The 13,731-nt window shown below is 61.7% G+C and carries 14 protein-coding genes; 13 read left to right on the top strand and 1 reads right to left on the bottom strand.

What is annotated here, in order from left to right; all coding sequences use genetic code 11:
• The first annotated feature begins 57 nt into the window (after positions 1 to 57).
• From NLY37_RS29710 to NLY37_RS29770, 13 genes are all read left to right on the top strand, one after another.
• The gene (locus tag NLY37_RS29710) at positions 58 to 471 is read left to right on the top strand and encodes a hypothetical protein (RefSeq protein ID WP_023689364.1); all 414 of its coding nucleotides are present in this window, start codon (positions 58 to 60) and stop codon (positions 469 to 471) included.
• Positions 468 to 1,436, top strand: coding sequence for a P-type conjugative transfer ATPase TrbB (gene trbB / locus NLY37_RS29715; protein WP_023740446.1), 969 nt, complete (start codon positions 468 to 470; stop codon positions 1,434 to 1,436). Before NLY37_RS29710 ends, trbB begins: the two co-directional genes overlap by 4 nt.
• 11 nt (positions 1,437 to 1,447) lie before the next feature.
• Positions 1,448 to 1,756, top strand: coding sequence for a TrbC/VirB2 family type IV secretion system protein (locus NLY37_RS29720; RefSeq protein WP_023689362.1), 309 nt, complete (start codon positions 1,448 to 1,450; stop codon positions 1,754 to 1,756).
• Positions 1,756 to 2,028 carry a VirB3 family type IV secretion system protein gene (locus NLY37_RS29725; protein WP_023689361.1) on the top strand — a complete coding sequence of 91 codons (273 nt, stop codon included), beginning with the start codon at positions 1,756 to 1,758 and terminating at the stop codon, positions 2,026 to 2,028. Before NLY37_RS29720 ends, NLY37_RS29725 begins: the two co-directional genes overlap by 1 nt.
• The gene (gene trbE, locus NLY37_RS29730) at positions 2,022 to 4,472 is read left to right on the top strand and encodes a conjugal transfer protein TrbE (protein ID WP_023740447.1); all 2,451 of its coding nucleotides are present in this window, start codon (positions 2,022 to 2,024) and stop codon (positions 4,470 to 4,472) included. The genes NLY37_RS29725 and trbE overlap by 7 nt, the downstream gene beginning before the upstream one ends.
• Entirely contained in the window at positions 4,469 to 5,194 is a 726-nt protein-coding gene (gene trbJ / locus NLY37_RS29735) for a P-type conjugative transfer protein TrbJ (RefSeq protein WP_023669263.1), read from the top strand. The genes trbE and trbJ overlap by 4 nt, the downstream gene beginning before the upstream one ends.
• 36 nt (positions 5,195 to 5,230) lie before the next feature.
• Complete coding sequence (gene trbL, locus NLY37_RS29740) at positions 5,231 to 6,550, top strand: P-type conjugative transfer protein TrbL (RefSeq protein ID WP_023689359.1); 1,320 nt, start codon at positions 5,231 to 5,233, stop codon at positions 6,548 to 6,550.
• Positions 6,551 to 7,282, top strand: coding sequence for a conjugal transfer protein TrbF (gene trbF, locus NLY37_RS29745; RefSeq protein WP_023685994.1), 732 nt, complete (start codon positions 6,551 to 6,553; stop codon positions 7,280 to 7,282). It begins immediately after the preceding gene.
• Complete coding sequence (gene trbG, locus NLY37_RS29750; RefSeq protein WP_031202932.1) at positions 7,272 to 8,300, top strand: P-type conjugative transfer protein TrbG; 1,029 nt, start codon at positions 7,272 to 7,274, stop codon at positions 8,298 to 8,300. Before trbF ends, trbG begins: the two co-directional genes overlap by 11 nt.
• 10 nt (positions 8,301 to 8,310) lie before the next feature.
• On the top strand, positions 8,311 to 9,528 hold the full coding sequence (locus NLY37_RS29755) for a TraB/TrbI/VirB10 family type IV secretion system protein (RefSeq protein ID WP_023740448.1): 1,218 nt from the start codon (positions 8,311 to 8,313) through the stop codon (positions 9,526 to 9,528).
• A 13-nt stretch (positions 9,529 to 9,541) separates the two neighbouring features.
• Complete coding sequence (locus tag NLY37_RS29760) at positions 9,542 to 9,820, top strand: DUF2274 domain-containing protein (protein WP_023689356.1); 279 nt, start codon at positions 9,542 to 9,544, stop codon at positions 9,818 to 9,820.
• A gap of 680 nt (positions 9,821 to 10,500) precedes the next feature.
• Positions 10,501 to 10,794: a helix-turn-helix domain-containing protein gene (locus tag NLY37_RS29765; RefSeq protein ID WP_023689355.1), complete on the top strand. Its 294-nt coding sequence runs from the start codon at positions 10,501 to 10,503 to the stop codon at positions 10,792 to 10,794.
• Positions 10,795 to 12,117, top strand: coding sequence for a type II toxin-antitoxin system HipA family toxin (locus NLY37_RS29770; protein ID WP_050587469.1), 1,323 nt, complete (start codon positions 10,795 to 10,797; stop codon positions 12,115 to 12,117).
• Between the two features lie 264 nt (positions 12,118 to 12,381).
• Here the strand turns inward: NLY37_RS29770 and NLY37_RS29775 are convergent, their stop codons facing one another.
• A complete protein-coding gene (locus NLY37_RS29775; RefSeq protein WP_023729047.1) occupies positions 12,382 to 13,692 on the bottom strand; it encodes a tyrosine-type recombinase/integrase in 1,311 nt (436 codons plus the stop codon).
• Positions 13,693 to 13,731 lie beyond the last annotated feature (39 nt).

A 13,731-nucleotide genomic window follows, 5' to 3' on the forward strand; every position in this document is an offset into this window, starting at 1 on the left:
CGGCGATGTTCGTTCGCACCGCCGGCGCATCAGCGCCGGCCAGTCGGAACGAGACGTATGAAGCCCCATCGCATTCGCCACCAGTTTCTGCTCGAACCCGCGTTAAGCGAGAAGCTGGAAACGCTCAGCCGCAACCCGTCGACCACGAAATCGGCAATCGTCGCGAAAGCGGTCGAGGCCTTCATCGAACGGCGTGGTGAAAACGAGCTCGACCAGCGCTACGGCAGGCGGCTGGACCGTCTTTCCCGCGATCTCGACCATGTCAGGCGGGACGCCGAAATAACTCTGGAGAGCCTGGCGCTCTTAATCCGCTTTTCAATCACGCTTCATGCCCACACGCCAATTCCGGATCGGGCGACACAGGCGATCGCCCAAGAGCGCTTTGACAAATTCGTCGAGCAGGTCGGTCGCCAGATAGCCTCCGGGAAGCGCTCGCTTGGTTACGGCAATGGCAACGGAGGCGAAGGATGAACTCTCATCCCGCAGCGGACCACCGCCGCCGAGCCATGCTGCGCACAGCCATGGGCGCCGCGATCACCGAGGCCCTTTCCGATTCGACCGTTATCGAGGTGATGGTCAATCCCGACGGCACGCTGAGGCTCGACCGGTTGGGAGAAGGCCGGGTCGATACAGGCGTGCATATGCATCCTTCCGAGGCGGAACGCATCATCCGGCTCGTCGCCTCCCATGTACGCGCCGAGGCGCATGCAGATAGTCCGATTGTCAGTGCCGAATTGCCATCAGGCGAGCGCTTCGAGGGTCTGCTACCGCCGGTCGTGCTGGCGCCATGCTTCGCCATCCGCAAACCGGCGGCAAAACTCTACACGCTGGCCAACTACGTCGCCGATCGCGTCATGCTCCCGCTGCAGGCTGATGCCCTGAGGAAGGCAGTGCGCGAGCGGCGCAACATCCTGGTCGCCGGCGGCACATCGTCGGGCAAAACGACACTTACCAATGCTCTACTGGCAGAAGTCGCCGAATGCGATGAGCGGGTGATCCTGATTGAGGACACCCGCGAGCTGCAATGCGCGGCCAAGGACTGCGTTGCCATGAGGACGAGGCGGGGCTCCATCACACTCGCCGATCTCGTACGCTCGACCTTACGGCTGAGGCCCGACCGCATCATCGTCGGCGAAATCAGAGGCGCGGAAGCGCTCGATATGCTGAAGGCATGGAACACCGGACATCCCGGCGGCATTGCCACGGTTCACGCCAATTCGGCACGCTCCGCACTCTATCGTATTGAGCAGCTCGCCCAGGAAGCCGTTGTCACCGTTCCCCGCCGGCTGATCGCCGATGCCGTCGACTTGGTCATCTTTATTGCCGGAAGAGGACCCGCGCGCCGCGTTGACGCGATCGCCGAGGTCACGGGTCTCGACGGCAGCGGCGATTACGCCGTCACCCCGCTCACACTTCCGCAACTCCAGCAGCTCTGAAAGGTTACCTCATGCGCAAGAAGCTTCGCTTTCTTTCGTTCGCCGCCGTCGCGCTTCTTCTCACGGCCCAGGCCCACGCTGCCGGCTCCGGCATGCCGTGGGAACAGCCGCTGCAGCAGATTCTGGAATCGGTGCAGGGGCCGGTCGCCAAAATCATCGCGGTGATCATCATCATCACCACCGGCCTGACCCTTGCCTTCGGCGACACGGCGGGCGGTTTCCGCCGGCTGATCCAGATCGTCTTCGGCCTGTCGATCGCCTTCGCGGCCTCGAGCTTCTTTCTTTCCTTCTTCTCCTTTGGCGGCGGGGCAGTCGTCTGATGAGCACCGGAGAGCAGCATATCGAAGGCTTCGAGGTTCTGGTCCATCGGGCGCTCACCGAGCCGATCCTGCTCGGCGGCGCGCCGCGAGCGGTGGCGATCCTCAATGGCACGGTGGCCGCGGCCATCGGCCTAGGCCTGCAGCAGTGGATTGCCGGTCTGATCCTCTGGATCGCCGGCCACACGCTCGCGGTCTTTGCCGCACGGCGTGATCCGGATTTTGCCAGCGTGCTTGTCCGTCATCTTCGTCAAAAGGGCTGGCTTGCATGCTGAAGCTTTCCGAATACCGCGGCAAAGCCGACCGGCTTGCCGACCATCTGCCGTGGGCAGCACTCGTCGCGCCCGGCATCGTGCTCAACAAGGATGGCAGCTCCCAGCGGACATTGCGGTTTCGTGGCCCCGACCTTGAAAGCGCGACGGAGGCCGAACTTATCGGCATATGCGCGCGGGCAAACAATGCGCTGAAAAGGCTCGGCTCCGGCTGGGCATTATTCTTCGAGGCCGAGCGCAGCGAAGCGCTGGGCTATCCGAGCTCGGCGCTTCCCGATGCTGCCTCATGGCTGATCGATGAGGAACGGCGCGCGGCCTTCGAGGGCAAGGTCGCGCATTTCGAGAGCATCTATCATCTGACCTTGGTCTTCATGCCTGGGCCCGATGGCCAAGCGCGCGCGGAAAGTGCTCTCGTCGACTCGCATGACTTGGGAGGGGAAAGAGACTGGCGCCAGGAGCTTGCCCGGTTCCGAGACGAGACTGACCGTGTTCTCGATCTTCTTTCGGGCTTCGTGCCCGAGGTGCGCGCGCTCGACGATGCCGAGACCCTGACGTACCTGCACGGCACGATCTCGACACGCCGTCATCCGGTCGCCGTGCCGGAAACGCCAATGTATCTCGACGGCGTCCTGGTTGACGCGCCGCTGACCGGCGGCCTAGAGCCGATGCTGGGTGACCAGCATCTGCGCACGCTCACAATCCTCGGTTTTCCGAACGTCACCCGGCCAGGAATCCTTGATGCGCTCAATAACCAGGATTTCGCCTATCGCTGGGTGACGCGCTTCATTCCACTCGACAAGGCGGAAGCCACGAAGACGCTGACTCGGCTCCGCCGGCAGTGGTTTGCCAAGCGCAAATCGATCGCGGCTATTCTGCGCGAGGTGGTGACCAACGAACCTGTGCCTCTCGTCGACAGCGACGCCGACAACAAGGCGCTCGATGCCGATGCAGCACTGCAGGCATTGGGCGGCGATCATGTCGGCTTCGGCTATCTCACCACAACGGTGACGGTGTGGGATCAGAACCGTAAAGCCGCCGCGGAAAAGCTTCGCGCCGTCGAGAGGATCGTCAACGGGCTCGGCTTCACCACCATTCGCGAAAGCATCAATGCCGTCGAAGCGTGGCTTGGTTCATTGCCGGGTCATGTCTACGCCAACGTTCGCCAGCCGCTCGTTCACACGCTTAACCTTGCCCATCTCGTGCCGCTGTCGTCCGTGTGGGCAGGTCCAGCGGAGAACGAGCACCTTGCCGAGGTCACCGGCGATCACGCTCCGCCGCTTCTTTTCGCCGAAACCAGCGGCTCGACGCCGTTTCGGCTTTCGACCCATATCAGCGATGTCGGCCACATGCTGATTGTCGGGCCGACCGGTGCCGGCAAGTCGGTTCTGCTTGCCCTGATCGCTTTGCAGTTCCGGCGCTACGCTGGCGCGCAAATCTATGTCTTCGACAAAGGCAATTCGGCCCGCGCCGCCGCGCTTGCCATGGGCGGCGACCACCATGCGTTGGGTGCGAATGGTGCGCTTGGTTTCCAGCCGCTGCGCCACATCGACGACCCGGCCACACAGAGCTGGGCGGCCGAATGGATCGCCGGCCTCATTGCCCACGAGAATGTCACCGTCACCCCGGAGGTGAAGGAGGCAATCTGGTCGGCGCTCACCAGCCTCGCCACCGCGCCGGCGCAGGAACGCACGCTGACTGGCCTGTCGGTCCTGCTTCAGTCCAATGCGCTCAAATCGGCATTGATGCCCTACACGCTCGACGGACCATTCGGCCGACTGCTCGATGCCGATGACGACCGGCTGGCCATCTCGGATGTGCAGTGTTTCGAAACCCAGGAGCTGATGCACAGCCAAGGCGCTGTGCTGCCTGTGCTCACCTATCTGTTCCATCGTCTTGAGGACCGGTTTGACGGGCGGCCGACGCTGCTCATGCTCGACGAGGCCTGGGTCTATCTCGACAACCCGCTCTTTGCCGCCCGCATCCGCGAATGGCTTAAGGTGCTGCGTAAGAAAAACGTCTCCGTCATCTTCGCGACGCAGTCGCTTGCCGACATCGCCGGCTCTTCTATCGCACCCGCAATCATCGAGAGCTGCCCGCAGCGCATTTTTCTCCCCAATGATCGTGCGGTGGAGCCGCAGGCACGGGCAGCCTATGAGCGCTTCGGTCTTAATGAGCGACAGATCGAATTGGTCGCCCGCGCCACGCCGAAGCGCCACTACTATCTGCAGTCGCGCCGCGGCAATCGCCTCTTCGAGCTCGGGCTAGGCCCGATCGCTCTTGCGCTTTGCGGCGCCTCCGACCCGGCCGCGCAGACCCTGATCGACAATATTCTTTCCGAAGAAGGGCAGGGCAGCTTTGCCGCCCGTTTCTTCAGTGCGCGCGGCCTGGATTGGGCTGCCGAGCTTCTCCAGCAATTTCCTCAACCTAACAAGGAGCAATCGTCATGATCGGACGCCGCCTTTTTACTAGCCTGGTCACCGTTTCCCTGATTGCCAAACCGATGGCTGACTACGTCCAGCCGGCCTATGCGCTCATCGTGTTTGACCCGTCCAACTATACGCAGAATGTGCTGTCGGCAGCACGCGCATTGGAGCAGATCAACAACCAAATCCAGTCGCTTCAGAACCAGGCGACCATGCTGCAGAACATGGCGCGCAACCTTCAGCGCCTGGATTTCTCTTCCGTGGGCCAGCTTACCGGCTCGCTCCAACGGATTGACGGTCTGATGACCCAGGCGAGCGGCCTGAGCTTCGATCTCGACAAGCTGCAGGACCAGTGGCGCCAGCAATATCCGGAAAGCTACGACGCCACCATCAAGGTCAGCGATGTGGCGAGCGCCGCGCGCGAGCGCTGGCAGAGCGCCATGCAGGCGTTCCGCCAGACCATGAGCGCGCAGTCGCAGATCGTCGAGAACGTGCAGGCCGATGGCGACCTGCTTACCGATCTCGTCAATCGCAGTCAGGGCGCGGCAGGTGCCCTCGAGGCAAGCCAGGCTACCAATCAGCTGATCGCGCTTTCGACCAAGCAGCAGATGCAGATCCAGACGCTGCTTGCGACCCAGTTCCGGGCCGAAGCCGAGGATGCGGCGCGCAAAGCGCAGTCTGAGGAAGCCGCTCGCGAGACGACGAAGCGTTTCCTGGGCACCGGCACGGCTTATCCCGGCAACTGAGCGGCAGTTCTTCAAGACAACGAGGAAGGCGGCGACATGAACGACCTCGGAGTCATCGATCGCTTCATGGAGACCTTTACCCGCTACATTGACAGTGGGTTCGGTCTGCTTTCGGGCGACGTCGCCTTTCTCACCACCATTCTGATCGGCATTGACATCACGCTCGCGGGCTTGGTCTGGGCGTTCGGCGGCGAGCCCAACATTCTCGGCCGGCTTGTTCGCAAAGTGCTCTATGTCGGCGCCTTCGCCTTCGTCCTGAACAATTTCAAGAACCTCGCCGACATAATTTACCGCTCCTTTGCCGGTCTCGGCATCAACGCATCGGCCGGCAACCTGTCCGCCGACAGTCTCCTGCGGCCAGGCCGCATTGCCGCGGCCGGCTTCGAGGGCGCCTGGCCGCTCCTCAATCAAGCGAGCCAGCTAGTAGGCTTCCCCGAGATCTTCGGTAACGCGCTCACCATCTTCGTGCTGCTTCTGGCCTGGTTCCTGGTCCTCATCGCCTTCTTCATTCTTTCCATCCAGCTCTTCATCACCATCCTCGAGTTCAAGCTCACCACGCTGGCCGGCTTCGTCCTGGTGCCCTTCGCGCTCTGGAACCGTTCGGCGTTTCTGGCCGAGCGCGTGCTCGGCAATGTGATTTCGTCGGGCATCAAGGTGATGGTGCTTGCCGTCATCGTCGGCATCGGCTCCACGCTCTTTGGCGAGTTCGCTTCCGCCCTGCAGGGCCAGGAGCCGGACCTGGCGGCGGCCATGTCTCAGGTGCTGGGTGCGCTGGCGCTGCTTGGGCTCGGCATTTTCGGCCCCGGGATTGCCTCGGGTCTCGTTTCCGGCGCGCCGCAGCTTGGCGCCGGCGCGGCACTTGGAACAACGGCGGCCGCAGCTGGATCAACGCTCGTTGCCGGAGGCGCTGCGTTTGCCGGCGCGCGCATGGCAACAGGCGGCGGCCTCGCCGCAGTCCGTGCCGGCGCCGCCATGGGGTCCGCTGCCACCGTCGCCTGGCAAACGGGGCGCGCGACATCGCCCGAGTCCGGGCTGTCCGGGGTAGCTGCTGGGCTGCAGGGGGTTGCGAGTGCCGCTAGCGGCGCCGCGATGCGGGGAATGCGATCCGCAGCAGAACCATTCCGCCGTAGTGCCGACGCCGGTCGCGATGCCGGCTGGATGACCGGCGGCATGCCGACCAGCTCGATGAGCGGAAGCTCTCCAGTTGTAGCTCCCGCGGCCGCGCCTGCCTGGGCAAGGCGTCTGCGTTCCGAACAGACCGCACGCGCCCATCGCAATGCTGCCACGCAGGCGGTGCGCGATGGAGATCGGGGCGGAAGCGGCGCCAATCCCTCCCTCAATGACAAGGAAGACTAGATGCTCTTCAAGCGACCCGTTCAGCGTTATGGAAAGACGCCCGAACCCGTAACACCCTACCAGAAGGCCAGCCAACTCTGGGATGAGCGCATCGGCACGGCGCGCGTCCAGGCCAAGAACTGGCGCTTCATGGCCTTTGGCTGCCTGGCTCTGACGACGGGGCTTTCCGGTGGGCTTCTGTGGCAGTCGATGCAGGGCCGCGTCGTGCCTTATGTCGTCGAGGTCGACCGCTTTGGCGAGGCGCACGCGGTCGGGCCGGCAGTCCAAAACTACCAGCCCGACGATGCCCAGATCGCCTGGCATCTCAGCCGCTTCATCCAGAATGTTCGTTCGGTTTCCACCGATGCGGTTCTGGTGCGGCAGAATTGGCTGTCGGCCTACGACTTTGCCACCGACCGAGCGGCGCTCTTCCTCAACGAATATGCCAAGGCGAACGACCCTTTCGGCCAAATCGGCACGCGCAGCGTGTCAGTACAGGTGACCAGCGTGGTCAGGGCTTCCGACAGCTCGTTCCAGGTCAAATGGACCGAGCAGGTGTTCGAGCGCGGCAGCCTCGCCAGCACGACGCGCTGGATCGGGATCCTCACCATCCTCATCCGCCCGCCTAGGACAACCGAGCAGCTGCGCAAGAACCCGCTCGGCGTCTTCATCAACGCCATCGACTGGTCGCGCGAGCTCGACAGCGCCGCGCCAACCCCCGTTTCCCCTAAGGAGCCCGCCAATGACAAATAGAGCCCCATTGCTTCGTGCTGCCTTGATCCTGTCGGCGTCTGTTGCGGTTCTTTCGGCCTGTGCCTCGAAGCCAGTGCCGCCGCCTCAGATTTCCTATGACCACGAGGACTTCAAACCAGCCGCGATCGAGAAGGCGCCGGAGAAGCCGGTCAAGGTCGTGGAAGTGCCGAAACCGTTACCGTTGCCTGGTCAGTTGATGCCCGCACCCGGCAAGCCCGCCCCAGATAAGCGCTCGCCGGAAGAACAGGTCGCCGATGCCAACAAGGCGGCGACGCAACAACCCACCAAGTTTGGCTATGTCAATGCGGTGCAGGTTTACCCCTTTGCCGACGGCGCGCTCTACCAGCTCTACGCCGCGCCGGAGCGCGTCACCGATATCTCATTGCAGCGGGGCGAGAAGCTGACCTCGGTCTCAGCCGGCGATACGGTCCGTTGGGTGATCGGTGACACCGTTAGTGGCTCAGGCGATGACCAGCGCACTCATGTGCTGGTGAAGCCATTCGCGCCGGGGCTTGCCACCAATCTGGTCATCACGACCGACAGGCGATCCTATCACCTGCAGCTTCAAAGCACTGAGAAAACTGCCATGGCGGCGCTCTCCTGGATTTACAGCGAAGACCAACTCGTGGCGCTTCGGCGGCGCAACGCTCAGGCAGAGGCTGAAATGCCCGCGGCCTCGAACGTAGCACTCGAAAACATCCGCTTCCGCTATTCGATCACCGGCGACACGCCGCCGTGGAGACCGACGCGCGCCTTCGATGATGGCAGCAAGGTCTACATAGAGTTCCCGAAGCGCATTGATCAGGGCGAGGCGCCACCGCTCTTCATCGTCGGTGCTGACGGGGACAACCAGCTCGTCAACTATCGGATGCGCGGCAACTACTACATCGTCGAGCGCCTCTTTGCCGCGGCTGAACTCCGTCTCGGCGCCAAGCAGCACCAGGTGGTGCGCATCACCAGGACCGACGGACGGCAACTGCCGCGGCGGATATCGCTCTTTTCGCGTTTTGGCAGGTGAGGGGAGGCTCATGACCGACACGTCCCGCCCCAATGTTCCGCCCAAACTCGATCCCGAACAGCTGCAGCTGCGGGCCTCACCGCGCCGGGCCGTGCGCTTCAAGCGCGGCATAATCGTCGCGATCGCAGCTGTTGGCTCCGCCACCATCTTTGGCGTCACGATGATGGCGCTGCAGGGGCCGGCACTGCGCCTGAAGCAGCAGGCTGAAGAGCTTTACAGCACCGACCGCAACCCGACCGCCGAGGGACTTGAATCGCTGCCCAAGGACTATTCCGGGAGCAAGCCGAAGGCTCCGGTGCTTGGACCGCCGCTGCCCGGGGATCTCGGCCGTCCTATTCTCGAGCACCAGCGCCAGCTTGGCATCGCACTTGGGCAAGACGTTTCCGCCGAGGCGCAGCGGCTTGCACAACAAGCGATTGAGGCGCGCGAGTCGCAAGTCCTCTTCCGCATCGAAAACCGGCCCCAGCAGACGGAAGCTTTTGGCAATGGGCAGGGCGGACGTTCGCCTTTCGAGACGGCGTCTCCGCAGCCAGATACCGAAGGCCAGCGAGCTTCCGTCGCGCCGGCCGAGGGCGACCAGAACAATCAACAGCGCAAGCTCGATTTCATCGAGCAACGGAACACCGGCGGGATCTACAACCCGCATGCACTGCAGACGCCGGCTTCGCCCTATCAGATCATGGCCGGTAGCGTGATCGCTGCAAGCCTGATCACCGGCATCAATTCCGATCTGCCCGGCCTTGTCGTCGCCCAGATCACCGAGAATGTGCACGACAGCGTCACCGGCAGCATCCTGCTCATCCCGCAGGGCTCACGGCTGATCGGCACCTACGACAGCGTTGTAGCCTTTGGGCAAAGGCGCGCTCTGTTGGTGTGGCAACGCATCGTGATGCCGGACGGCTCCTCTACCGAAATCGACAATCTGCCCGTGACCGACGCGGCCGGCTATGCCGGGCTCGAGGACAAGGTGGATTTCCATACTTGGCAGTTGATCAAGGGCGTCGCGGTAGCCACATTGCTGGGGGTTGGTACCGAGTTGAGCTTTGGGGAAAATGAAAGCGACTTGGTCAAGGCAATTCGTGAATCCACCCAGCAGAACGTCAGTCAAGCGGGCCAACGGATCACTGAAAAGAACCTGAACGTCCAACCCACGATCACCGTGCGCCCTGGTTGGCCGTTGCGCGTCATCGTGCACAAGGACCTCGTGTTGCGGCCATACACGGGGTGAACAGGAGGACTTCATGGCTAACCTGAAACTCGGAAAACTTCCGGACCGGACACCTTCGAAGATCACCATCACCGTTGGCGCCGACTTGAGCCAAGCACTCAACGACTATGCCGCACTTTACCGTGAGACCTATGGCGAGTCCGAAACGGTGGCGGAACTGATCCCCTTTATGCTGGTCGGGTTCCTGGAAGGCGACCGGGCGTTTGCCAAGGCCAGAAAGGAAGGTCTGCCGGGCGCCGGCGCGTCGGAGAAACCACGAAGGCAATCATCTTCCACACTGGACAACGGTTAGCGCTTGGTGTCGTTGTGGAGCACGCTAGGTTCTTGATCCTGACCGCGTTGCCGCCGGTCCGTACTCCACCAGTTCGAGTGCCTCCTCCTTTGTGCAGGAATTCGCCTGAGCGAGTTCGAGCGCCTCTTCAAGGAAGCGATGATTGCGCTCCTGTACATCGAGGTGAGCCGGCGTCGGAAAGCACGCGACAATCCATTGCCACACGCGGTGTTGAAACGAGCCTGAAGGCATGTCTAATTCCCAGCGGCTACCTTGAGAAGACACTGAGTCTGAGGGAGATTCAAGTTTCAGGGGAACAACTAAGCCTGCTAGACAATAAGTGCATAAAAGCCGTGGCTTTTTCTTGCGGCCGGCCTCGTTCTCTTCGGACAAAAATCGATCTTGTCACGATGCCGCCAGACCGGATGCTGAATGACAGCTTCTCGCCAACAGTAATTGAATAGCGGACCGGACCGCTCCCGGCCCCGACAAGTTGTTGAGTTCTCGACCAGCGGTCATTCTCGATGGTACCGTGGCGAAAGGTCGATCGCACATTGTTGCGTGGCGCAATGATTTTATATAGGTTGGTATATGAAGGTTGCCGATATGTGAACCTATATAGCGTTAAATTGATATAGTAACGTATATTGACACCCGTCATATACGAGCCTATATTAGCTCATACAGAAATCGTATACGCCATGAAGATCAGAACAGCTCGCGACATTGGAATCCTGATCAAGGAGGCCCGCACCCGGCGCGGCCTGTCACAGGCTGCCTTGGCCAAAATGATCACCACGACGCAGACGTGGGTGTCGTGGATCGAGAACGGCAAGCCCAGCGCCGAGATCGGCAACGTGCTGCTGGCGCTGACCACGCTTGGTGTGGAGATGGACTTTCAGATCCCGCCGGCGCCGACGTCGGCTGATCATCATCATAATGCCGATGAACGGCATGTCGACGATGACGACGACGAGATTCCCTACAAGCTCTAGATGACGATGATCATGATGAACCCGATCGACACCCTCGACGTCTATATCGCTGGCAGACCGGTTGGGGGGCTCCACCACCTGCAGGGCGGCAAGCTTTCGTTCTCCTATCACGAGGCATGGATGGAAGGCCCGGTGGCGATCCCGCTCTCCCTGTCCATGCCGACGATCACCAGGACCTACGAGGGCAAGGTCGTCGAGGCATTCCTCTGGGGCCTACTGCCGGATAATGAGCAGACCCTCGCCAGATGGGCGCAGAGGTTCCAGGTCTCCGCCCGAAACCCGTTTGCCCTGCTCAAGAATGTCGGCCGCGACTGCGCCGGCGCCGTCCAGTTCCTTTCGCGTGGCGACCAGATTTCCCGCGGCGAGAACGTGGAGTTGCTCACCGAGGCGCAGATCGGCGACCGCCTGCGCGATCTGCGCAAAGATGGTGCAGCGACCCGGCGAATCGGCGATCCTGGTCAGTTCAGTCTCGCTGGTGCGCAGGCAAAGACGGCGTTCCATTTCGATAAGGGCAACAATCGCTGGGGGATCCCTCTAGGCGACACGCCCACGACACACATCTTCAAGCCGCCTTTGCCGCACTTGCACGGGCATACCGAGAACGAGCATTTCTGCCTGCAGCTTGCATCCAAGCTCGGCATGGACGCTGCACATAGCCAGGTTCTCGACTTCGCAGGCGAAAAGGCAATCGTTATCGAGCGCTACGACCGCCGCAACAACGAGGGCAAGACCATCCGCATCCATCAGGAGGACATGTGCCAGGCCCTGTCGGTGATGCCGACGCTCAAGTACGAGAACCAGGGTGGGCCAGGTATCACGACGATCTCCAGAAAGGTGCTGTCGGCCTCCCTCGACCCCGTCCAAGACCGTCAGATCTTCATGGCCGCGAACGTCTTCAACTGGATCATCGCCGGCACGGACGCGCATGCAAAGAACTACTCGATGCTGCTCGGAGCCCAGGGCGAGGCCCGCCTAGCTCCGCTCTACGACATCTCCTCCATTCTGCCGCACCTCGGGGGAGAGATCCAATCTGAGATGCGCGACCTTAAACTGGCGATGAAGATCGACAGAGTCTATCCCATCGAGGAGATCATGCCGCGCCACTGGGGGCGCTGTGCGTCCTCAGCAAAGGTTGGCGGCGAGTACACGGTGCGGACGATCCGCCATCAGCTCGCGGTGATGCCCGATATGGCGTCGGAGTGCGCCCAAGAGCTTCGCCAGGAGGGGATCATCCATGAGATCGTTGGTCGCCTCGTCGACGCGATCGCGACGCGCATCAAGGGCTTGTCCCGGATCTATGGAGAGGAAGGTTGTGGAGGTTAAAGTCGGGCGGGGATAGCGGATCCACGGACTAATGCCGGCGAAACGGACGGACCGCACACTGCCCACGGGATTCTCGCTCTAATAGCGCGCGGCCCCGGGCCGGGTAGATGGCCGGTTTCGGAACCGGCCATCGGCAGCTTGAATGACGGAAATGGGGTCGGCTGCAGAACGGCAGCTTCCCGCCGAACGCGGTCAACTTTCTCTCCGGAAAATCTGACAATGCGGGCCTACGATTTGGCGTCGAGTTGTGGCGTTTTTCGACGGTCAGTATGATTTCCGGCGGTTGGAGATTTGTATCGGCGTTTGATGAACGGCCTCTGTTGGTTTCAAAGTGGATGGTCGCGTTGGTGTGTGGACAGCAGGCTTGCGGCGTCCCTCGATTGAGATCACCCGCAGGTTTTTGCTCTTGAGTTCATCCAGATAATCGGCCCACCACTGCATCATCTCGACGCGCTCGTCCCAGTGCTCTGCCCGGGCGTAGGCGCGCCGAACGTCGTTGTTCTCAATGTGGGCCAGCTGCCGCTCTATCGCGTCCGGATGCCACTTGCCGCATTCGTTCAGCAGAGTTGATGCCGTTGCTCGAAAACCATGCGCGGTAGCTTCTTCCTTGCTGTAACCCATACGACGCAGTGCGGCGTTAAGGGTATTGTCGGAAATCGGACGCGAAGCCGATCGAACACTAGGAAACAGCAGCGATCCATCACCAGAGATTTCTCTCAGTGAAGTCAGGACGCTGATCGCTTGCTTTGATAGGGGTATGCGGTGCGGCCGTCGCATTTTCATGCGTGCTTCAGGGATCGTCCACACCGAGCTTTCAAAATCGAACTCTTCCCATTCAGCGGCGCGAAGCTCGCCTGGGCGGGGAAACAGCAGCGCTATCAGCTTCAGACCGGCTCGCGTTGTAGGCTGTCCGTCAAATGCATGGATCGCCCTCAGCAAACCGCCCAAGGCCTTCGGATCGGTAATCGCGGCGCGAGACGTTACCTTCGGACTGATGAGTGCGCCTCTGAGGGCGAAGGTCGGATCTGTCTCGGCGCGTGCGGTCGCGATCGCGTATCGAAACACGCTGCCGATGGTGGAGCGCAGTCGCCTGGCCGACTCATATCGACCGCGAACCTCCACGCGACGGAGGGCGGTAAGGATGCTGGCCGGCTCGATCTCCCGAATGCACTTGTCGCCGATTATCGGATAGGCAAAGTCGAGCAGCCATTTGACCTTGCTGATCGTCCGGTCGGCACGTCCCTCCTTCTTCAGCTTGTCAACATATTCGTCCGCGATTGAGCGAAAGGAGTCCTTTGCCGAATCGGCCTTCCGCAAGCTGCGTTCCTTTCCAGGGTCGACGCCAGCTAGCAGGAGCCTTTTAGCATCATCGCGCGCCTCCCGTGCCTCGGCGAGAGAGATAAGGGGATAGCTGCCCAGCGCGAGCAGTTTCTGCTTGCCGTCAAAGCGGTAGGCGAGCCGCCAGAGGCGAGAGCCCGTGGGCTGTACCCATAGCTGCAGCCCGCCCCCGTCAGACAATTTCGCGAGTTTGGAAGCAGGGCGGGCGTTTCGACATTTCACGTCGGATAGGGCCATTCGTCAGGTCTCCCTTGGCTGTTTCGATACCATCAGGAT

It is taken from the genome of Mesorhizobium sp. C395A (genome assembly GCF_030323205.1).
Lineage (GTDB): Bacteria > Pseudomonadota > Alphaproteobacteria > Rhizobiales > Rhizobiaceae > Mesorhizobium.